General features: G+C 66.8%; 20 protein-coding genes. 10 read left to right on the forward strand and 10 right to left on the reverse strand.

Features of this window, described 5'->3' with window-relative positions; genetic code table 11:
* Positions 1–15 precede the first annotated feature (15 nt).
* From LU688_RS11840 to ribBA, 5 genes are all read right to left on the reverse strand, one after another.
* Entirely contained in the window at positions 16–1,164 is a 1,149-nt protein-coding gene (locus LU688_RS11840; RefSeq protein WP_160290606.1) for an ABC transporter ATP-binding protein, read from the reverse strand.
* A 19-nt stretch (positions 1,165–1,183) separates the two neighbouring features.
* Positions 1,184–1,990: an ABC transporter permease gene (locus LU688_RS11845; protein WP_038705890.1), complete on the reverse strand. Its 807-nt coding sequence runs from the start codon at positions 1,988–1,990 to the stop codon at positions 1,184–1,186.
* A 6-nt stretch (positions 1,991–1,996) separates the two neighbouring features.
* Positions 1,997–2,914, reverse strand: coding sequence for an ABC transporter permease (locus LU688_RS11850; protein ID WP_038705891.1), 918 nt, complete (start codon positions 2,912–2,914; stop codon positions 1,997–1,999).
* Positions 2,911–3,936, reverse strand: coding sequence for an ABC transporter substrate-binding protein (locus tag LU688_RS11855; protein ID WP_094011077.1), 1,026 nt, complete (start codon positions 3,934–3,936; stop codon positions 2,911–2,913). The genes LU688_RS11850 and LU688_RS11855 overlap by 4 nt, the downstream gene beginning before the upstream one ends.
* A gap of 327 nt (positions 3,937–4,263) precedes the next feature.
* Positions 4,264–5,376 carry a bifunctional 3,4-dihydroxy-2-butanone-4-phosphate synthase/GTP cyclohydrolase II gene (gene ribBA / locus LU688_RS11860; protein WP_094011078.1) on the reverse strand — a complete coding sequence of 371 codons (1,113 nt, stop codon included), beginning with the start codon at positions 5,374–5,376 and terminating at the stop codon, positions 4,264–4,266.
* A 78-nt stretch (positions 5,377–5,454) separates the two neighbouring features.
* On the opposite strand from ribBA, the gene LU688_RS11865 reads away from it, so the two are divergent.
* A complete protein-coding gene (locus LU688_RS11865) occupies positions 5,455–5,748 on the forward strand; it encodes a DUF1330 domain-containing protein (RefSeq protein ID WP_038705893.1) in 294 nt (97 codons plus the stop codon).
* Here LU688_RS11865 and LU688_RS11870 read toward each other — a convergent pair whose 3' ends face one another.
* Both LU688_RS11870 and gspI read right to left on the reverse strand, forming a co-directional pair.
* A complete protein-coding gene (locus tag LU688_RS11870) occupies positions 5,749–6,837 on the reverse strand; it encodes a TerC family protein (RefSeq protein ID WP_110605392.1) in 1,089 nt (362 codons plus the stop codon).
* Between the two features lie 156 nt (positions 6,838–6,993).
* Positions 6,994–7,374: a type II secretion system minor pseudopilin GspI gene (gene gspI / locus LU688_RS11875; protein ID WP_160290607.1), complete on the reverse strand. Its 381-nt coding sequence runs from the start codon at positions 7,372–7,374 to the stop codon at positions 6,994–6,996.
* Between the two features lie 147 nt (positions 7,375–7,521).
* Here gspI and gspG point away from each other — a divergent pair, with 147 nt between their 5' ends.
* The 7 genes from gspG to gspF are packed head-to-tail and all read left to right on the forward strand — an operon-like array spanning position 7,522 to position 15,333.
* Positions 7,522–7,968, forward strand: coding sequence for a type II secretion system major pseudopilin GspG (gene gspG, locus LU688_RS11880; RefSeq protein WP_094011080.1), 447 nt, complete (start codon positions 7,522–7,524; stop codon positions 7,966–7,968).
* Between the two features lie 6 nt (positions 7,969–7,974).
* A complete protein-coding gene (gene gspK / locus LU688_RS11885; RefSeq protein ID WP_038705896.1) occupies positions 7,975–8,925 on the forward strand; it encodes a type II secretion system minor pseudopilin GspK in 951 nt (316 codons plus the stop codon).
* Complete coding sequence (gene gspL, locus LU688_RS11890) at positions 8,922–9,842, forward strand: type II secretion system protein GspL (protein WP_094011081.1); 921 nt, start codon at positions 8,922–8,924, stop codon at positions 9,840–9,842. The genes gspK and gspL overlap by 4 nt, the downstream gene beginning before the upstream one ends.
* Positions 9,832–10,350 (forward strand): type II secretion system protein M, encoded by a 519-nt coding sequence (locus tag LU688_RS11895; RefSeq protein ID WP_094011082.1) that lies wholly within the window; start codon positions 9,832–9,834, stop codon positions 10,348–10,350. The genes gspL and LU688_RS11895 overlap by 11 nt, the downstream gene beginning before the upstream one ends.
* Positions 10,347–12,710 carry a type II secretion system secretin GspD gene (gene gspD / locus LU688_RS11900; protein WP_104444041.1) on the forward strand — a complete coding sequence of 788 codons (2,364 nt, stop codon included), beginning with the start codon at positions 10,347–10,349 and terminating at the stop codon, positions 12,708–12,710. The genes LU688_RS11895 and gspD overlap by 4 nt, the downstream gene beginning before the upstream one ends.
* Positions 12,707–14,128: a type II secretion system ATPase GspE gene (gene gspE, locus LU688_RS11905; RefSeq protein ID WP_038705899.1), complete on the forward strand. Its 1,422-nt coding sequence runs from the start codon at positions 12,707–12,709 to the stop codon at positions 14,126–14,128. The genes gspD and gspE overlap by 4 nt, the downstream gene beginning before the upstream one ends.
* The gene (gene gspF / locus LU688_RS11910) at positions 14,128–15,333 is read left to right on the forward strand and encodes a type II secretion system inner membrane protein GspF (protein ID WP_094011084.1); all 1,206 of its coding nucleotides are present in this window, start codon (positions 14,128–14,130) and stop codon (positions 15,331–15,333) included. The genes gspE and gspF overlap by 1 nt, the downstream gene beginning before the upstream one ends.
* A gap of 155 nt (positions 15,334–15,488) precedes the next feature.
* On the opposite strand, the gene LU688_RS11915 is transcribed toward gspF, so the two are convergent.
* Complete coding sequence (locus tag LU688_RS11915) at positions 15,489–16,541, reverse strand: YncE family protein (RefSeq protein WP_158659520.1); 1,053 nt, start codon at positions 16,539–16,541, stop codon at positions 15,489–15,491.
* 126 nt (positions 16,542–16,667) lie between these two features.
* On the reverse strand, positions 16,668–17,594 hold the full coding sequence (locus LU688_RS11920) for a LysR family transcriptional regulator (RefSeq protein WP_038705901.1): 927 nt from the start codon (positions 17,592–17,594) through the stop codon (positions 16,668–16,670).
* Positions 17,595–17,682: 88 nt separating this feature from the next.
* Here LU688_RS11920 and LU688_RS11925 point away from each other — a divergent pair, with 88 nt between their 5' ends.
* Positions 17,683–17,988, forward strand: a complete 306-nt coding sequence (locus tag LU688_RS11925; RefSeq protein WP_094011086.1) for a putative quinol monooxygenase — start codon at positions 17,683–17,685, stop codon at positions 17,986–17,988.
* Positions 17,989–18,001: 13 nt separating this feature from the next.
* Entirely contained in the window at positions 18,002–18,856 is an 855-nt protein-coding gene (locus LU688_RS11930) for a type 1 glutamine amidotransferase domain-containing protein (protein WP_094011087.1), read from the forward strand.
* A 113-nt stretch (positions 18,857–18,969) separates the two neighbouring features.
* Here LU688_RS11930 and LU688_RS11935 read toward each other — a convergent pair whose 3' ends face one another.
* Entirely contained in the window at positions 18,970–19,458 is a 489-nt protein-coding gene (locus tag LU688_RS11935) for a signal peptidase II (RefSeq protein ID WP_094011088.1), read from the reverse strand.
* Positions 19,459–19,463 lie beyond the last annotated feature (5 nt).

Raw genomic sequence — 19,463 nt, forward strand, 5'->3', positions numbered from 1 at the left:
CGGCCCCTGGTTGGCTCAATGCGCCCCGGCGCCCTTGCTCAGGTCGCTCTCGGCCCAGTCGGTGTAGATGCATGCATCCGCCACGGCCCAGCGCACCCTGACCTGGTCGCCCGGCTGCATGGGCATGCCCGCGGCGGACAGCGCCTTGACCGTCAGCGCCGTGCCGCCCTGGGTGACCACATGGCAGGTCTGGCTTTCGCCGAGGAACAGCAGCTCTGCGACCGTGGCGGTGACTTCGTTCCAGCCTGCCGGCAAGGGTTCACGCGCCGCCTGTTCAACGGTCAGCGCCAGGGCTTTCTCCGGGCGCACCATGATCAGCGCTTCCTGGTCGTTGGCCAGGCCCGGGGTCAGGCGCACCGTTACCGGCTGGCCCTCGAAGTGCCCGGCGCCGTTGCCGCTGGCAGTGAAACGCAGGAAGTTGGAGTTGCCCAGAAACGAGGCGACGAAGGCATTCGGCGGGTTCTGGTAGAGGTCGTAGCCGGTGCCCAGGCCGACGATGCGGCCATGGCTGAAGATGGCGATGCGCTGGGACAGGCGCATCGCCTCCTCCTGGTCGTGGGTCACGTAGACGATGGTGATGCCCAGGCGCCGGTGCAGCTGGCGCAGTTCGTCCTGCAGGTCTTCGCGCAGCTTCTTGTCCAGTGCGCCGAGCGGTTCGTCCATCAGCAGGATGCGCGGCTCGTACACCAGCGCGCGGGCGATCGCCACGCGCTGCTGCTGGCCGCCGGACATCTGCGAGGGCTTGCGGTGGGCGAAGGGTTCCAGGCGTACCAGCTTGAGCATCGCCTCCACGCGCTTGCGGGTCTCGTCGGCGCCGAGCTTGCGGATGGCCAGGGGGAAGCCGATGTTGTCGCGCACGTTCAGGTGCGGGAACAGCGAGTAGCGCTGGAACACCATGCCGATGTCGCGCTTGTGCGGCGGCACGCTGACCAGCGACTGGCCGTCGACCAGGATCTCGCCGCTGCTGGGCGTTTCGAAGCCGGCCAGCATCGACAGGGTAGTGGACTTGCCCGAGCCGCTGGAGCCGAGGAAGGTGAGGAACTCGCCGTCCTGGATCTCCAGGTCCAGGTTGTCTACGGCAGTGAAGTCGCCGTAGTGCTTGTTCAGGCCGCGCAGGCTGACCAGGGTCTGGTTGCGGGTATCGTCTTTGATCACTGCACTCATTGTCATTGTCTCCGGGCAGTCAGGCGTTTTCGGCGCGCCGGCGCAGGGCGGCGGCAATGAACATCACAAGCAGGGACAGGCCAATCAGCAGCGTCGAGGCCACCGCGATCACCGGGCTCAGGTCCTGGCGCAGGGTGGTCCACATCTTCACCGGCAGGGTCTGCAAGTCGGGGCTGGCCATCATCACGCTCAGCACCACCTCGTCCCACGACACCAGGAAGGCGAACAGGCCGCCGGCGATCATCCCCGGGCGAATTGCCGGGAAGGTCACCTTGAAGATCGCCTGCAGGCGCGAGGCGCCGCAGATCACCGCGGCGTCCTCGATGGACTGGTCGAACAGCTTGAGCGAGTTGATGATCGAGATGATGGTGAAGGGCAGGGCGACGATCACATGGCTCACCACGAAGGCGAACAAGGTGCCGGTGTAGCCCAGCTTGAGGAACAGCGCGTACACCGCCACGGCGATGATCACCAGGGGCACGATCATCGGCATGGTGAAAAGCCCGTACAGCAGCTCGCGGCCCGGGAACCGACCGCGCACCAGGGCAAAGGCGGTGGGCAGGCCGAGCGCCACGGCGGCGAAGGTGGTGAGCAGCGCCACCTTGAGGCTGGCCAGCGCCGCGTCCATCCACTCGGGGTTGGCGAAGAACTGCGCGTACCACTTGAAGGTCCAGCCCGGCGGCGGGAACACCAGCCACTGTGACGAGCCGAACGACAGCAGGATGATGAACACCACCGGCAGCAGCAGGAAGGCGGCGATCAGCCCGGTGGTCAGGTACAGCCCGGTGCGCAGCGGGCGACCCATGGCATTGGGGGAAAGCAGCATGGCGGTTTACCTCGCGTTGCCGACCGGAGACTCCGGCTGCAGCTTCAGGTACAGGTAGAAGAGCACCAGGGTGATCACCACCAGCAGCGCGGCGGCGGCGCTGGCCAGGCCCCAGTTGAGGAACGACTGCACCTGCTGGATGATGAACTCGGGCAGCATCATGTTCTGCGCGCCGCCGAGCAGGGCCGGGGTGACGTAGTAACCGAGCGACATGACGAACACCATCAGCGCGCCGGAGAACAGCCCCGAGCGGCACAGCGGCAGGAACACCTTCCAGAAGTTGGTCCAGGGGCTGGCGCCGCATATGGAACCGGCCTGCAGCACCATCGGGTCGATGGCGTGCATGGTCGCCTGCAACGGCAGGACGATGAACGGGATCATGATGTAGCTCATGCCGATCACCACGCCGGTGAGGTTGTGCACCATCTCCAGCGGGGCGTCGATGATGCCCATGGCCATCAACGCCTTGTTGATCACCCCCGAGCTCTGCAGCAACACCAGCCACGAGTAGGTGCGCGCCAGCAGGCTGGTCCACATCGACAGCAGCACGATGTTCAGCAGCCAGCGACCCCAGCCCTTGGGCACCAGGGTGATTGCCCAGGCCAGCGGGAAGCCCAGCAGCACGCTGATCAGGGTGACCAGGCCGGCCACCGAGAAGGTGTTGAACAGCACCCGGGCATAGGCCGAGTTGGCGAACAGCTGCGCATAGTTGCCAAGGCCCGGCTCGGGCTCCAGCACCCCGCGCAGCAGCAGGCCGACCAGCGGGGCGAAGAAGAACAGGCCGAGGAACAGCAGCGCCGGCAGCAGGTTGCGGCTGCCGCGCCAGCGTTGGCTGATGGGCGGGCGACGCTCGGCCGCCCCGGGAGCGCCGGTGCCGCTGGGGGCACCTTGCGCGTTGTGCAGGGCATTGATGGCGACTTTCATTTGACCAGCCACTCATTCCAGCGGGCGGCGATGGCCTGGCCGTTCTTCGCCCAGTAGGCGAAGTCCAGGGTCACCTGGTCCTGGGCGTAGGCGGTCGGCAGGTTCGGCGCAAGGTCTTTGTCGAGCTTGGCCACGCTGTCGACGTTGACCGGGGCATAGGCGGTCTTGTTGGCGAACTCGGCCTGGCCTTCGGCGCTGCTGGCGTTGGCCAGGAACTTCATGGCTGCGTCCTTGTTCTTCGCGCCTTTGGGGATGACCAGGAAATCGGCCATGACCAGGTTCTGCTTCCAGCTCACGCCGACCGGCGCGCCGTCCTGCTGCAAGGCATACACGCGGCCGTTCCAGAACTGCCCGAGCGAGGCTTCACCCGAGGCCAGCAGTTGCTGCGACTGGGCGCCGCCGCCCCACCAGACGATGTCTTTCTTGATGGTGTCGAGCTTCTTGAAGGCGCGGTCCAGGTCCAGCGGGTACAGCTTGTCGGGCGCCACGCCGTCGGCCAGCAGGGCCAGTTCGAGCACGCCGGGGCTGGGCCACTTGTACAAGGCGCGCTTGCCGGGGTAGGTCTTGGTGTCGAACAGGGCGGACCAGTCCACCGGCTTGTTGGCGCCGAGCTTGCCCTCGTTGTAGCCGAGCACGAAGGAGAAGAAGAACGAGCCGACGCCATGGTCGGAGACGAAGCGCGGGTCGATCTTGTCGCGCTGGATCTGTTTGAAATCGAGGGGTTCGAGCAGGCCTTCGCTGGCGGCGCGCAGGGCGAAGTCGGCTTCGACATCGACCACGTCCCACTGCACGTTGCCGCTCTCGACCATGGCCTTGAGCTTGCCGTAGTCGGTGGGACCGTCCTGCACCACCTTGATGCCGGACGCCTTGCTGAAGGGTTCGGCCCATGCGGCCTTCTGCGCATCCTGGGTGGTCCCACCCCAGCTGACGAAGTTCAGGCTGTCGGCCGCCTGGGTGGCCTGGCAGGCCAGGGTCAGCAGGCTGGCGGACAGCACTGCGGTTACTCGTTTGCTCAACAGCATGGTTACGCCCTCGTTGCTTTTGTTATTCGAGGCGGGCTTCTGTCGCCCGCCAATCATGTTCGGGGAGCAGCGTCAAACGGGTGGAGCATGGCCGTCATGTCAGTGTAGGTGCGGCCGGCAGAATTCAAGGTCTACGGAATGTCATATTATGGTATTCCAAACTTTTCGCAAGAGGTCGGCGCTGACCGGCCATCACTCCGCGTGGCGACAGGACCGTTTTGCGGCCCATCGCCGGCAAGCCGGCTCCCACAGATACGGCGCGGGTCTCAGGAATTGCGAGGTCCCTGTGGGAGCCAGCTGACAGGCAGTGCTTGCAGCCACGTGAAATCAATTGCCCTCGAACGGAATGCTCTGCACCACCTCCAGCTCGTACCCGGCCAGCCCCGCGTACTTGAGTGGCGGCCCCAAGTGACGCAGCTTGCCCACGCCCAGGTCCTGGAGAATCTGCGCGCCGGTGCCGACCTCCGAGTAGACCTTCGACTGGCCGCGCTGGTAGGGCCGTACTGGCTGAGTCAATTGCGGCACGCGTTCGAGCAAGGCTTGGGAGGATTCATGGTTGGCCAGGATCACCACCACCCCGGCACCTTCTTCGGCGACTTTCTGCAGCGCCGCCCACAGCGTCCAGTTGGCTGGGCCTGCATACTCGGCGCCGACCAGATCGCGCAGCGGGTCGATCACATGCACGCGCACCAGGGTGGGTTGCTCGCGGTGGATCTCGCCCATGACCATGGCCATGTGCACGCCGCCTTCGATGCGGTCTTCGTAGGTCACCAGGCGGAACGTGCCGTGCACCGTGGGCAATGCACGTTCCCCGATGCGCTTGATGGTCTGCTCGGTACTCAGCCGGTAGTGGATCAGGTCGGCGATGGTGCCGATCTTGATGCCGTGGCGGGCAGCGAACACTTCCAGGTCCGGCCGGCGGGCCATGCTGCCGTCGTCATTGAGCACCTCGACGATCACCGAAGCCGGGCTGAAGCCTGCCAGGCGGGCCAGGTCGCAACCGGCCTCGGTGTGCCCGGCGCGGGTCAGCACGCCGCCTTCGCGGGCGCGCAGGGGGAAGATGTGGCCTGGTTGTACCAGGTCTTCGGGGCGGGCATCGGCGGCCATGGCCGCAGCGACGGTGCGCGCCCGGTCGGCGGCGGAAATACCGGTGGTCACGCCGCTGGCGGCCTCGATCGACACGGTGAAGGCGGTGCCGAACACGCTGGCGTTGCTTGGCACCATCTGTTCCAGGCCCAGGCGCTGGCAGTGTTCGTCGGTCAGCGTCAGGCAGATCAGGCCACGCGCCTCGCGGGCCATGAAGTTGATGGCCTGGGCGTCGCAGCGCTCGGCGGCGATCAGCAGGTCGCCTTCGTTTTCCCGGTCCTCGTCGTCCACAAGCAAGACCATCCGGCCCTGGCGATAGTCCTCGAGGAGTTCTTCGATGCTGTTGAAGGCCATGTTGCACGCTCATGCTGGTCAAGAAAGTTTTATGGTATACCATAATACGAAAATGACCGTGCAACAGGAGCGCGACGAATGAAGGCCTACTGGATCGCCCACGTGGACGTCACCGACCCCGAGCAATACCTGCAATACACCCAGCGCGCCCCGGCGGCATTCGTCGCCTTCGGCGGGCGCTTCCTGGCCCGGGGCGGGCGTAGCGAGGCGCTGGAGGGGCGGGCGACGCCGCAGCGCAGCGTGGTGATCGAGTTCGATTCCTATGAGCAGGCCGTGGCCTGCTATCGCTCGGACCTGTACCAGGAGGCCTGCCGCCATCGCCAGGGTGCGGCGATGGCGCAGGTGATCATCGTCGAGGGGCTCGCGCCCTGATCAGACCCGCAGGTGAGGGCCTTTCTTCTCGGGATTGCTGTCGCTGGGAGTGGTTGGCGGCTTGTCCACTGCGGGCAGTGGTTCGTCCTGCACGGGTTGTTGTTCGGCCGGTTGCTGCTGATTGCGCGTGCGCAGCAACGACAGCAGTACGCCGCCGAGCAACAGCCCGAACGTGACCCCCAGCGAAATCCCGGCCGGTACCTTGCCCACCAGCCCGTGCCAGAAGATCTTGCAGCCGATGAAGATCAGCACCAGCGCCAGCGCGTATTTGAGGTAGACGAAGCGGTGCATCAGCGCCGCTAGGGCGAAGTACAGCGAGCGCAGGCCAAGGATGGCGAAGATGTTCGAGGTGTAGACGATGAACGGGTCCTGGGTGATGGCGAAGATCGCCGGCACGCTGTCGACGGCGAACACCAGGTCGGCCAGCTCGATCAGCACCAGGGCCAGGAACAGCGGTGTGGCATAGCGGATGGCGCGGTCGGTTCCGGGCGGCGTGAGATGGACGAAGAAGTGCCGGCCATGCAGCTGGTCGGTTACCCGCATGTGCCGACGCACGAAGCGCAGCACCGGGTTGTTGGCCAGGTCCGGGTGGGCGTCATCCTTGGACAGGGCCATCTTCACCCCGGTGAACAGCAGGAAGGCGCCGAAGATATACAGCACCCAGGCAAAGTGCTGCACCAGTGCGGCGCCCACGCCGATCATGATCGCCCGCAGCACCACTACCCCGAGGATGCCCCAGAACAGCACGCGGTGTTGATAGCGGCGGGGGATGGCGAAGAAGCTGAAGATCATCGCCATGACGAACACGTTATCCATCGACAACGACTGCTCGACCAGGAAGCCCGTATAGAACTCCAGCGCCGGCTGTGCCCCGAGTTCATACCAGACCCATACGCCGAACAGCACGCCGACGCTGAAGTAGCCCGAATACAGCAACAGGCTTTCGCGCATCTCGATCTCGCGGTCCTGGCGGTGCAGCACACCGAGGTCGAGGACCAGCAAGGCGATGACGATGGTGATGAAGACCAGCCACAACCAGGCGCTGGTGCCGAGAAAAGGCGTGAAAAGGAATGTGTGCAGAGCCGTCATGAGCCCCTCCTTGATTGTCGACGTTGCATGGCAACAGTGATTCCGACATGGCGGCGCAAACCGTCAGAGGGGCCCGGCATCACATACGGTTGAGCCTAGACGCGGACGCCGGGCTTGCCGAATGGCAGGCTGTTACATTTTTTTGCATGAACCACACTAGGTAGCGGGCGCTGCTTCGGCGGCAACGAGCAGGGTCTGCAAACGCGCCAGCGCCGGTCCTTCATGTTGATTGTCGAACACCTGCAGCGACACCTCCAGCAGCCCGTGGGGCGAGCGCGATACACGCTGCTCGCAGCGCAAGCGCAGGCGGCCCTGGTCGCATTCGAACTGCCTGACGCCCGGCCTGGCGCTGCCTTCCAGGCGCAGTTCGGACAGGCGTCCCTGGGCGGCGAGCAAGGCCAGCGCCTTGTCGCGCAACAGCCCGTTCCCTTGGGTCATCAAGCCGCTGGCGCGCACGGCGGCGGCCATGGCCACCGCCACGATGGTCAACGCCACCAGCACTTCGATCAGGGTGAAACCATCCTCGGTGGCACGCACAGGGCACCTTTCGCGCAGGGCAAAGCGGCACTGTAGAGCGGCCCGATGACGCTTTGACGACGCCGACTCCCGAGCTTTTTCAATATCCGTGACATACCGCCTTGCCACAATCGGCCCCCGATTCGAACTCACGCAAGGAATGCCGAGATGCAGATCGCCCGCCGCAACCTTCCCGCCTGCCGTTTGCGCCAGCAAGGCTTCACCCTGATCGAGATCATGGTGGTGGTGGTGATCCTCGGGATCCTCGCGGCGATGGTGGTGCCCAAGGTGCTCGACCGCCCCGACCAGGCCCGCGCCACGGCGGCGCGCCAGGACATCGGCGGGTTGATGCAGGCACTGAAGCTGTACCGCCTGGACAACGGCGCCTACCCGAACCAGAACCAGGGCCTGAAGGTGTTGGTGGAGAAGCCGGCGCAAGCCAAGGATGGCCAATGGCGTGCCTACCTCGACCGCCTGCCCAACGACCCCTGGGGCCGCCCTTACCAGTACCTGAACCCGGGCGCCAACGGCGAGATCGATGTGTTTTCCCTGGGCGCCGACGGCCAGGCCGGGGGCGATGGGGTGAACGCCGACCTCGGCTCCTGGCAGTTGTGACCGGCCATGGCGCGCCAGGACGGCATGGCCGTGATCAGTGCGCTGTTGATTGCCGCGGTGGTGGCGGTGATCGCCGCAGGCATGATCGAACGCCAGGGGCTGCAGACCCGGCAGGTGGAGAACCGCCAGATGGCGCTGCAGGGGCAATGGGCCCTGGAGGGCGGCCTGCAACTTAGCCGCAGGGTGTTGTTCGAACAACGCCTGCGCGATCCGCTGGTACGTGGCGGCCAACCCTGGACGCGACCGTTGCGCGATGTGCCGTCCGGCAGCGTGCGCTTCGATGGGCAACTGGAGGATGAGCAGGGCAAGTTCAACCTGCGCAACCTGGTGGTCGATGGCCAGGTGGACAGCGAGGCACTGGCGACCTTCCAGCGTCTGTGCGCGCTGATCGGCATCGGCGAGCGGCTGGCCACGGCCATCGCCGGGCAGGTGATCGACAGCTACCCACAGCGTCCGCCGGTATCCCCCGGCAGTGCCGGTCAGGGCCTGCAAGGCGGCCGTGCGACCTCGCCGGCCGTTGCCGCCGAGGCGTTGCCGGCCAGGCGCCCGATGCTGCGCAGCGTCGATGCCCTGGTCGGGCTCAAGGGCATGGACGCCGAGGCCCTGCAGCGCCTGCGCCGATTCGTCACGGTGCTGCCGGCGATGACCTGGATCAATGGCAACACCGCCAGTGCCGAAGTGCTCGCCGCGCAGGTGCCGGGCCTGCCGCTGCAGCAGGCCATGGCGCTGGTGGCCGAGCGCGACAGTGGGCGCTGGTTCATCAACCGGGGCGATTTCGTCAACCGTTTGCGCATGCCGCAGCTGGCCATGGCCAATGTGCGGGTGGGGATCAACAGCGACTGGTTCCGCCTGCGCGGCCAGGCGCGCCTGGGCAGCCGCGAACTACCCCTGCAGGCGCTGCTGCGCCAGCGCGAGGGGCAGTTGCCGGATGTCATCTGGAGCCGGGTGGGCGCATGAGTACGCTGGTTGATGTGCAGCTGCCGCCGTTGGCGGAGCTGGAGGATGCCTCGCTGTTGGACTACCGCCAGGCCGAGCGTGGCGGCCAGGCCACACGCGGGCAATTGCAGCGCGAGATCAAGGGTGGATCCTGGCGCCTGCACTTGCATGCGCACGACAGCCTGGCCCTGGTCCTGGCCTTGCCACCGCTGACGGGCAAGCGCTTGAGCGCGGCGGTGGGTTGCGCGGTCCAGGGGCTGGTGCTCGGCGATGCCGGGCAGGTCCACGTGGCGCACGGGCCGCGCCAGGCAGATGGGAACGTCGCCGTGGCCTGGCTGGGCCTTGCGCAGATGGCGCGCTTGCAGGCATGGCTGCAGGCCGATGGTATCCGCGTGGCCGGGCTGTTCGCCCGGCAGGAGGATACCGCGTCGTCAGTCGATTTGGCCGGCGGGCTTGCCGGGCCTGTGAAATCGCCAGCGTTGGGACGCACCTTGGCGATCTGGGGCGCGGCGGCAGTGATCTGGTGCCTGGGCTTGAACCTCTATGCCGCGCACCTGGCCGACGAGGGTGAGCAGTTGCGTGCGCACATGGTCGCCCAGGTGCGCATGGCCTTCCCGCAGTTGCCGGTAGTGCTCAACCCCCTGCAGCAGGCACGTCAGCAACTGCAGGCCGGGCAGGGTGGCGCTGGCTCGGGGCTGGCGGTCTTGCTCGACGGCGCCGGCCAGGTCATGCCGTTTTTGGCAGGCAATGTCGAGGCGCTGGATTATCAGGATGGCGTGCTGCGCCTCACTCCCCTGGACGATGGCGGCAAGGCCCCGGCGGACAGTGCCTGGCAGGCCGACCTCGCCGCACGCGGCATCGAAGGCCAGGCCAGTGGGCAAGGCTGGACCCTGCGTGCGGCCAACCCATCCGGCGAGGAGCTGGCCCATGTCGATTAAGACCCGCCTGGGCCTGCTGCGCGGTCAGGCCCGGCAACGCTGGCAAGCCCTGGCCGCGAGGGAGCGTCGTGCGGTCGCCCTGGCAGGCGGCTTGCTCGGCGCGCTGTTCTGCTGGCAGGTACTGGTGCAGCCAGCCCTGGCCCGGATCGACCACTGGCAGGCCGAAACACCCAAGTTGCGCAGCCAGGCGCAGGCGCTCGATGCCTTGCTCGGCGAGCGCCTGGCACAACGGCCTGCGGATACCGCCCAGGCTTTGCGCCAGAGCCTGGAGCAGGCTGGCCTGCTGGCGCAGTCACTGCTCGACGGCGAGGGCGATACCTGGCACCTGGGCTGGCAGCGGGCCCCCGCAGAGGCGGCCATGGCCTGGCTACAGTCTGTGCCGCTGCGCCTTGGGCTCGGTGTTGGCCAGCTGACATTGCGCCGGGACCCCGGCGAGCCCGGCAGCCCGGTGACCTTTTCCGGAACCCTTCGCATGACTCAGGCGCATGGCGCTAAGGACCCTTCATGACGTGCCTCCGTTCACCGCGACTGCCGTTCGCGCCCTTGCTCCTGGCCCTGGCACTCAGCGCCTGCGCCAGCGCGCCGAGCGTGCAACGTCCCCTGGCCAGCAGCGAGCTGGGCCGTCCGCTGGCCGAAGCCGGTGCCACGGCGGGCACCCTGGATCACCGCGAACCGCAGAGCCGCCCGCTGCAGCGCCAGTCGCCGCCCCGGGTCGGCCAGCGCCACAGCCGCGCCGTGGCCGCACCCGCGCCGGCCAATCCACTGGGCGACCAGCCGGTACAGCTGAACTTCGTCGATGCCGATATCCAGGCAGTGGTGCGCGGCCTGTCCCGCGCCACCGGTCGCCAGTTCCTGGTGGATCCACGGGTCAAGGGCCAGCTGACCCTGGTTTCCGAAGGCGAGGTGCCTGCCGCCAAGGCTTATTCCATGCTGCTGTCGGCCCTGCGCATGCAGGGCTTCAGCGTGGTCGATGTCGGCGGCGTGGCCCAGGTGGTGCCCCAGGCCGACGCCAAGCTGCTCGGCGGCGCGCTGGTGAGCGGCGACCGCGACGCCGGCAACGGCATGGTCACCCGGACCTTCCGTCTGCAGTACGAGAACGCCGTCAACCTCATCCCGGTGCTGCGCCCGATCGTCTCGCCGGACAACCCGATCAACGCCTACCCGGGTAACAACACCCTGGTCGTCACCGATTACGCCGAAAACCTCGAGCGGGTCGCGCAGATCCTTGACCGGGTCGACATCCCCAGCGCCATCGACACCGATGTGGTGGCGATCAACAACGGTATCGCCAGCGACATCGCCAGCATGGTCAACGAACTGCTCGACAGCCAGGGTAGCGACCCGACCCAGAAGATCAGCGTGCTGGGCGATCCGCGCTCGAACAGCGTGGTGATCCGCTCCGGCAGCCCCGAGCGTACCCAGCTGGCCCGTGACCTGGTCTACAAGCTCGACAATGCGCAGAACAGCGCCGGCAACCTGCACGTGGTGTACCTGCGCAATGCCCAGGCCGACAAGCTGGCGCAGAGCCTGCGGGGGCTGCTGACCGGCGAGAGCGACAGTGCCACTGCCGACGGCACGCGTGCGCTGCTCAGCGGTGGCGGCATGCTCACCGCCGGCAGTGGCAACGGCAACGGCGCCAGCACCGGCAACAACAGCGCCACGCAGAACAGCAGTACAACTGGCAGCCAGAACCGCGGCAACAGCCTGGGCGCCGGCAGCACGCCGAACGGCTACGGCGCCAGCGCGCAGCAGAACGACCAAGGCACCGCGTTCTCCGCCGGCGGCGCGACCATCCAGGCCGACAAGACCACCAACACCCTGCTGATTTCCGCCCCGGAGCCGCTGTATCGCAGCCTGCGCGAGGTCATCGACCAGCTTGATCAACGCCGCGCCCAGGTGGTGGTGGAAAGCCTGATCGTCGAGGTCGGCGAGGACGACGCCAATGAGTTCGGCATTCAGTGGCAGGCCGGCAACCTAGGCAAGAATGGCGTGTTCGGCGGTGCCAACCTCGGTGGCAGCGGGTTGGTCAAGGGGCCGAGCAGCATCGATGTGCTGCCCAAGGGGCTGTCGGTGGGCGTGGTCGATGGCACGGTGAAGATCCCCGGCATCGGCGAGGTGCTCGACCTCAAGGTGCTGGCCCGTGCGTTGACCAGCAAGGGGGGCAGCAACGTTTTGTCTACACCCAACCTGCTGACCCTGGACAACGAGGCGGCGAGCATCTTCGTCGGCCAGACCATCCCCTTCGTCAGCGGCCAGTACGTAACCGATGGCGGCGGCAACAGCAACAACCCGTTCCAGACCATCCAGCGCGAGGAAGTGGGCCTGCGCCTGAACGTGCGGCCGCAGATCTCCGAGGGCGGCACGGTCAAGCTCGACGTCTACCAAGAGGTCAGCAGCGTCGACCAGCGTGCCTCGAGTGCCGCCGGCACGGTGACCAACAAGCGCGCCATCGACACCAGCATCCTGCTCGACGATGGCCAGATCATGGTCCTCGGTGGGTTGTTGCAGGACGGCTACACCCAGAGCAACGAGGGCATCCCGTGGCTGTCCGGGCTGCCGGGGGTAGGCGCGCTGTTTCGCAGCGAGCGCCGGGCCAGCACCAAGACCAACCTGATGGTGTTCCTGCGCCCGTACATCGTGCGCGATGCCGCGGCCGGGCGCAGCATCACCCTGAACCGCTACGACTTCATCCGTCGTACCCAGGGCAACCTCAAGCCCGAGCACTCCTGGGCACTGCCGGACATGGACATGCCGCTGCTGCCGCCGGTGGAGCAGGGCGTGCCCGACCAGGGCCGCGCGCGGCCGGTGTCATCGCAGGCGCCACGGGCCTCGATCCGTGCCGTGCCGGTGGACGAGGTGGCCCGTTGAGCCGCCTGCCGTATGCCTGGGCCAAGGCCCAGCGGGTGGTGCTGCAGGCCGATGACGAGGCGAGGGCGGTACTCTCGTGTTGCCCTTCGAGCCCGGGCTGGGCGGTGGCAGAGGTGCGTCGGCGCTTTGGCGCGGTGGCTGTCGAAGCGGTTACCGACGCGAACATGGACGCGTTGCTGGTCAGCGCCTACGCCGATACCGGCAGCGCCGCGGCGGTGGTGGGCGCGGCGGAGAACGAGGTGGACCTCGACCGCCTGCTGCAGGACATCCCGGAAGTCACCGACCTGCTCGAGGCCCAGGACGACGCGCCGGTGATCCGCATGATCAACGCCTTGCTCACCCAGGCGGCCCGCGACCAGGCCAGCGACATTCATATCGAGCCGTTCGAGAGCCACTGCCTGGTGCGCTACCGGGTCGACGGCACCCTGCGCGACGTGGTCTCGCCGCGCAAGGCGTTGCACGGAGCGCTGGTGTCGCGGATCAAGATCATGGCGCAGCTGGACATCGCCGAGAAGCGCCTGCCCCAGGACGGCCGCATCGCCCTGCGCGTGGCCGGGCGGCCCATCGATATCCGCGTGTCCACCGTGCCCACCGGCCATGGCGAGCGCGTGGTCATGCGCCTGCTGGACAAACAGGCCGGGCGCCTGCGCCTGGAGGCGCTGGGCATGGACGCCGCGGTGCTGGCACGGCTGGACCAGTTGATCCGCCAGCCGCATGGCATCGTGCTGGTCACCGGCCCCACCGGCTCGGGCAAGACCACCAGCCTATACGCGGCGTTGGCGCGGCTGGATGCCAGTGTCAGCAACATCCTCACCGTCGAGGATCCGGTGGAATACGACCTGCCGGGGATCAGCCAGATCCAGGTCAACGCGCGTATCGACATGAGCTTCGCCGTGGCCCTGCGCGCCATCCTGCGCCAGGACCCGGACGTGATCATGATCGGCGAGATCCGCGACCTGGAGACCGCGCAGATCGCCGTGCAGGCCTCGCTGACCGGGCACCTGGTGCTGGCCACGCTGCACACCAACGATGCGGTGTCGGCGGTCAACCGCCTGGTCGACATGGGCGTCGAGCCGTTCCTGCTGGCCTCGGCGCTGCTCGGCGTGCTGGCCCAGCGCCTGGTGCGGCGTCTGTGCCCGCACTGCCGCGAGCCCGATCCGGCCACGCCCGGGCAGTACCGGGCGGTGGGCTGCGCGCATTGCAATCACTCAGGCTACAGCGGGCGCACCGGCATCCACGAGCTGTTCTGCGTGGACGACGCAGTGCGCGCCCTGGTGCACCAGGGCGCCGATGAACAGGCCCTGCGCGCCGCCGCCCGGGGTAACGGCATGCGCAGCATGCGCGAGGACGGCCAGCGCTGGGTCGACAGCGGCAGCACCTGCCTGGAAGAAATCCTGCGCGTGACACGGGATACCTGATGAACCGTTACCGCTATGAAGCCGCCGACGCCCAGGGGCATATCATCAAAGGGCTGCTCGAAGCCGACAGTCCGGGCGCCGCGATGGCGCAATTGCGCGGCCTGGGGCTGACCGCGCTGGAGGTCGAGGCCCAGGCCGCTGCCGTGCAGGGCGCGGGCCTGTTCAGCGCCCGGCTGAGTGATGGCGACCTGGCATGGGCCACGCGTCAGCTGGCCAGCCTGCTGGCCGCCGGCCTGCCGCTGGAGGCGGCGCTGGGCGCGACCCTGGAACAGGCCGAGCGCAAGCCTGTGGCGCAGTTGCTGGCGGCAGTGCGCGGCGATGTGCGCAGTGGCATGCGCCTGGCCGACGCACTGGCCGAACGGCCGCGGGACTTCCCCGAAATCTACCGGGCGCTGGTGGCGGCGGGCGAGGAGTCCGGCGACCTGGCCCAGGTAATGGAGCGCCTGGCCGACTACATCGAGGAGCGCAACACCTTGCGCGGCAAGATACTCACCGCTTTCATCTATCCCGGCGTGGTCGGGCTGGTGTCGGTGGGCATCGTCATCTTCCTGCTCAGCTATGTGGTGCCGCAGGTGGTCAGCGCCTTCACCCAGGCACGTCAGGACCTGCCCGGGCTGACCCTGGCGATGCTGGCGGCCAGTGACTTCGTGCGTGAATGGGGCGTGCTGTGCTTCGCCCTGATGGCTGGGGCGGTCTGGGCCTGGCGGGTCTACTTGCGCGCCCCGGCGGCGCGCCTGGCCTGGCACGCCCGGATCCTGCGGCTGCCGTTGCTCGGCCGTTTCGTGTTGGGCCTGAACACGGCGCGCTTTGCTTCCACGCTTGCGATCCTCGGCAGCGCCGGGGTACCGCTGCTGCGTGCGCTGGAGGCGGCGCGCCAGACCTTGGGCAACGATCGCCTCGACCAGTGTGTCAGCGAGGCCACCGCACGGGTGCGCGAGGGCGCCGGGCTGGCCTCGGCGCTGGCGGTGGAAAAGGTCTTCCCGCCGCTGCTCATCCACCTGATCGCCAGCGGCGAGAAGACCGGCAACCTGCCGCCGATGCTCGACCGCGCCGCCGACAGCCTGGCCAAGGACATCGAGCGCCGCGCCATGGGCATGACCGCGCTGCTCGAGCCGCTGATGATCGTGATCATGGGGGCGGTGGTGCTGCTGATCGTCATGGCGGTGCTGATGCCGATCATCGAGATCAACCAGCTGGTGCAGTGACCTGCTGCACCACTTCCCACACCTTGTTGGCGGAACCAGTATCAAGAAGGAGGGTTGAGCTGTGAACGCAAGAGGGGGCGGATCTTGGCCGGGTTCTTCCATTCAGCCAAGGCCAGTGGTGTAAAGGCGCCTCCCGCGAGGCGCCTTTGCGGTGCTCAGCTCTCTTCCTTCGGCTGCACCACGATCGCCAGGGCGTCCGGCTCGGGGCCGGCTTTCCAGCGGGCCTTCTCGGTCCAGTTGGCTGTGCTGATCACCGCGACCTCATCGCCGCCGCTGATCGCCACATAGACCCGCTTGCCATCCGGCGAGACCACCGCGCCAATCGGCAGCGCCTCTTCGCCGAGCATCGTGCGGCGGTATTCGGCGCCTTCGCGCGCCAGGCCGATGCGCTTGATCTCTTTCTTGGCCACCACATCGATCACCGCCAGTTCCGCCGACTTGGCGCAGGTGACAAGCGCATACTTGCCATCCGGGGTCATCGCGACGCGGATCGGGAACAGGCCGGTGCGGATACGGTCGGTGACTTCCAGGCGCTTGCTATCGACGATGACCACTTCGTTGCCGTCGCGGTTGCTGACCCATACCTGGGTGCCGCTGGGGGTCACCGCCACGCCTTCGCTGCCGGCGCCCGTGGGGATCTCGGCGATTTTCTTCTTGTGCAGCAGGTCGACCACCGACAGCGTGCCGCTCTCGACATGGCTGACGTAGGCGCGGTCGGCACCGGGTGACAGCGCGACCATGTGCGGTTTGCCGCCACCGACGTCGATGCGGTCGAGCACTTTACCTTGGGCCAGGTCGACCACCAGCAGACGTTCGCTGGCTTCGGTGGTGACCACCACACGCTGGCTGTCGGGCAGGAAACGAATGCCATGGGGGCGGGTGTCTTCGCCCAGGTCGATGGTGCGCACGACCGTCCGGGTCGGCCAATCGATCACGCTCAGGCTGTTGTTCGCCGTGCCTTGCGCGCCGTAGTTGCCGACCACGGCGAGCAGGCCATTGCCACTGACCACCACCTCGTGGGGGCCGGTGCCTACCGGCAGGCGGATCATTTCCTGGCCACTGCCAGTGTCCAGGGCCGACACGCTGGCGTCGGCCTTGTTGCCGACCAGCAGCACGTCGTCGGCATTGGCCAAGGTGGCGCAGGCCAGCAGGGCACCGGCCAGGGCCAGCAGGCGGAAGGGGGGTGTGAATGTCATGGGGTAGGGCATGTCCAGTCTCCTTGAAGGTGTGATCCTTGTTGCATGCACTGGCTGTGACCCGTCGGGCCGTCCGAGAGTTTCAGTGGACATGTGCACGCCGACGGTGGCTGGCGGTGCTGATGCTGATCATCGAGATCAACCAGCTGGTGCAGTGACCTGCTGCGCCACCTCCCACACCTGTTGGCGGAACCAGCGACGCAAGGGGTCGGCGTGGGTGCGCGCGTGCCAGATCTGCATCACTTCGACCCGGGGCAGCGCCAGGGGCAGGGTGTGCAGGCGCAGGCCGGGGTCGCGCTCGACCGCTTCGATGGCCAGCGAGCGCAGGCAGGTCAGCAGCAGGTCGGTGCCGCGCACCAGACGCGTAGGGGCAATGAAGCTGGACAGGCCGGCCACCACCCGACGTTGCCGACCAACAGCCCGCAGGGCGTGATCGACCCGGCCATCGAGGTCGCCGGTGAGTGTGGTCAGCAGGTGCTCGCAGGCCAGGAACGCCTCCAGGCTCATGCCCTCGGTCAGGTGTGGGTTGTCGGCGGCGGCCAGTACCACGAAGTCCTCACTGAGCAGGCGCTGTTGATGGAAGGTGTCCGGCAAACCGTTGTAGAAACCGGCGATGGCCAGGTCGCAGGTGCCTTTTTCCAGCGCCTCGCGTGGCAGGTTGCCCTGGGTGTTGTGGGTGATCAGGGTCAGGTTCGGTGCCTGGGTGCGCAGGATCGGCAGCAGCCTGGGCAGCAGGGTCTGCTCCAGGTAGTCGGTGCTGTAAAGGTGCACCTGGGTCGGGCGGGAGAGGAAATCATCGCCGTCGCAATCCCTGTAGAAGTCCTGTAGCTGTGCAACCAGCTGCTGTATCCGGGGCGCCAGCTCATGGGCCCTGGGCGTTGGCGTGAGACCACGCGGCGCACGCACGAACAAGGGGTCGCCGAACTGCTGGCGCAGCTTGTTGAGCTTGTGGCTCAGGGCGGGCTGGCTGAGGGCCAGCCGTTGCGCTGCATGGGAGGCATTGCGCTCTTCATAGAGCACCTGGAACAGGTGCAGCAGGTTGAGGTCCTTGTTGCTGATATTCATAAAACGAATCACAGGAATAAGTGCTTTCGAATTATCGAATCATAACGCGATGGTTAGGATGGGCCCAACTTGTTGAGGGAGACGCCCCGTGACCATTGCCATCTTCGCCACTATCCAGCCGCATCCTGAACACCGTGAGGTCACAGAACAGGCCTTGCGCCTGATGGTGGGGCAGACCCGCGCCGAGCCCGGCAACCTGCGCTATGACCTGTTCGTCCGCGAGGGCGAGGTGCTGGCGTTCGAGCTGTTCGAGTTGTATGTCGATGCCGCCGCCGTCGAGGCCCATCGCAACAGTGCCCATTACCAGGCCTATCGCGCCGCCAGCGCCGGCTGGTTGGCCGCACCGACTCAAGTCCAGCTTGCCCACGGGCTGGATATCGCGCCATTCAACTGATCAGGAAGACACCATGAACATGATTGCTCCCGTCGCGCTGGCACTGGCTGGTACTTTGCTGGCCGGCCAGGCCGCCGCCGCTGCGAAGGGTGAGGTACTGGTGCTGTTGTCCAGCGAGAACCAGCTGCAGCTCAAGGACGGCAAACCGTACCCCACCGGTTACTACCTCAACGAATTCGGCGTGCCTGCCGACCAGTTGCTCAAGGCCGGCTACAAGCTGGTGCTGGTGACGCCCAAGGGCAATGCGCCGAGTGTCGATGAGCGCTCGATCGATCCGATGTACTTCGGCGGCGATGCCCGCGAAATGCAGCGTATCCGCCAGGTGGTCGATAGCCTGCCGGATATCGACGACACGCTGTCGGTGAAGGAGGTATTGGCTGGCGATATGGGCCGCTATGCCGGGATCTTCATCCCGGGTGGCCATGCGCCGCTGATCGACCTGGCCAACAACCCCGACGTCGGTGCCCTGTTGCGTCATTTCCACCAGGCCGGCAAGCCCACGGCCGCCATTTGCCACGGCCCGATCACGTTGCTGTCGGCGCAGCAGGACCCGGTCGCCTACCGCGCCGCGCTCGCCCGTGGCGAAACCCCGGCGGCCAGCGACTGGACGTACCGGGGCTATCGCATGACCATTTTCTCCGACCCTGAGGAGCAGGTGTTCGAGGGCTCACTCAAGGAGCAGCGTCTGCAGTTCTATCCCGCCAAGGCCATGGCCGGTGCAGGAGGCGACATGAGTTATGCCCAGGCCTGGCAGCCCCATGTAGTGGTCGATCGCGAGTTGATCACCGGGCAGAATCCGTTTTCCGACAAGGCGTTGGCCAAGGCGTTGCTTGAGCAGTTGGAGAGTGTCGGTAGCCGCAAGAACTGATCGAGTGCAGCTGATTGAGGCCTTGCGGATGCTGGCAGGGCCTCGGTCATTCAGGTGCGCAGGCTTTGTCTCGCTTGGGGCGGCCCGCGGTACGGCCCATTGGCGAGGCGGGATCAGCGTTTGCTCGGCCGGGTAATGCCGTCCACCACCAGCACCGTGGCGCCGGCCATGATGGCGATGTCGGCCAGGTTGAACACGCCGGTGTGCAGGGTGCCGATATTGAGGACCAGGTAATCGACCACGTGGCCGTCGCGAAAGACCCGGTCGATCAAGTTGGACAGCCCGCCCACGGCGATGAACCAGGCCGCGCTGGCCTTGACCGGTGCCGATTGCCAGTGGCGCCAGGCCCAGACCATGGCCCAGGCGCACACCACGCCGACGGCGACCACGAACACCAGTTGCTTGAGCCACGGAGCCAGCCCGGCGCCGAGGCTGAGGAACGCTCCGGGGTTGAGGCTCAGGGCCAGGTCCAGCCAGACGCTCTGGTTGCCATAGACATAGCTGTGATCGTTCAGGGCGACCAGGGCGATCAGTTTTACCCACTGGTCGAGAATGATGAAGGCAACGCCCAGGGTGAGGACGAGGGTACGGCTGGAAAACATGCTGA

Origin of the sequence: Pseudomonas soli (assembly GCF_021283165.2) — a bacterium.
GTDB lineage: Bacteria > Pseudomonadota > Gammaproteobacteria > Pseudomonadales > Pseudomonadaceae > Aquipseudomonas > Aquipseudomonas soli.

Bases quoted from the DNA above. Each gene is read 5' to 3' on its own strand.
- LU688_RS11840 (WP_160290606.1), bottom strand. From the start codon at position 1,164: ATGAGTGCAGTGATCAAAGACGATACCCGCAACCAGACCCTGGTCAGC.
- LU688_RS11845 (WP_038705890.1), bottom strand. From the start codon at position 1,990: ATGCTGCTTTCCCCCAATGCCATGGGTCGCCCGCTGCGCACCGGGCTG.
- LU688_RS11850 (WP_038705891.1), bottom strand. From the start codon at position 2,914: ATGAAAGTCGCCATCAATGCCCTGCACAACGCGCAAGGTGCCCCCAGC.
- LU688_RS11855 (WP_094011077.1), bottom strand. From the start codon at position 3,936: ATGCTGTTGAGCAAACGAGTAACCGCAGTGCTGTCCGCCAGCCTGCTG.
- ribBA (WP_094011078.1), bottom strand. From the start codon at position 5,376: ATGGCCTTCAACAGCATCGAAGAACTCCTCGAGGACTATCGCCAGGGC.
- LU688_RS11865 (WP_038705893.1), top strand. From the start codon at position 5,455: ATGAAGGCCTACTGGATCGCCCACGTGGACGTCACCGACCCCGAGCAA.
- LU688_RS11870 (WP_110605392.1), bottom strand. From the start codon at position 6,837: ATGACGGCTCTGCACACATTCCTTTTCACGCCTTTTCTCGGCACCAGC.
- gspG (WP_094011080.1), top strand. From the start codon at position 7,522: ATGCAGATCGCCCGCCGCAACCTTCCCGCCTGCCGTTTGCGCCAGCAA.
- gspK (WP_038705896.1), top strand. From the start codon at position 7,975: ATGGCGCGCCAGGACGGCATGGCCGTGATCAGTGCGCTGTTGATTGCC.
- gspL (WP_094011081.1), top strand. From the start codon at position 8,922: ATGAGTACGCTGGTTGATGTGCAGCTGCCGCCGTTGGCGGAGCTGGAG.
- LU688_RS11895 (WP_094011082.1), top strand. From the start codon at position 9,832: ATGTCGATTAAGACCCGCCTGGGCCTGCTGCGCGGTCAGGCCCGGCAA.
- gspD (WP_104444041.1), top strand. From the start codon at position 10,347: ATGACGTGCCTCCGTTCACCGCGACTGCCGTTCGCGCCCTTGCTCCTG.
- gspF (WP_094011084.1), top strand. From the start codon at position 14,128: ATGAACCGTTACCGCTATGAAGCCGCCGACGCCCAGGGGCATATCATC.
- LU688_RS11915 (WP_158659520.1), bottom strand. From the start codon at position 16,541: ATGCCCTACCCCATGACATTCACACCCCCCTTCCGCCTGCTGGCCCTG.
- LU688_RS11920 (WP_038705901.1), bottom strand. From the start codon at position 17,594: ATGAATATCAGCAACAAGGACCTCAACCTGCTGCACCTGTTCCAGGTG.
- LU688_RS11930 (WP_094011087.1), top strand. From the start codon at position 18,002: ATGAACATGATTGCTCCCGTCGCGCTGGCACTGGCTGGTACTTTGCTG.
- LU688_RS11935 (WP_094011088.1), bottom strand. From the start codon at position 19,458: ATGTTTTCCAGCCGTACCCTCGTCCTCACCCTGGGCGTTGCCTTCATC.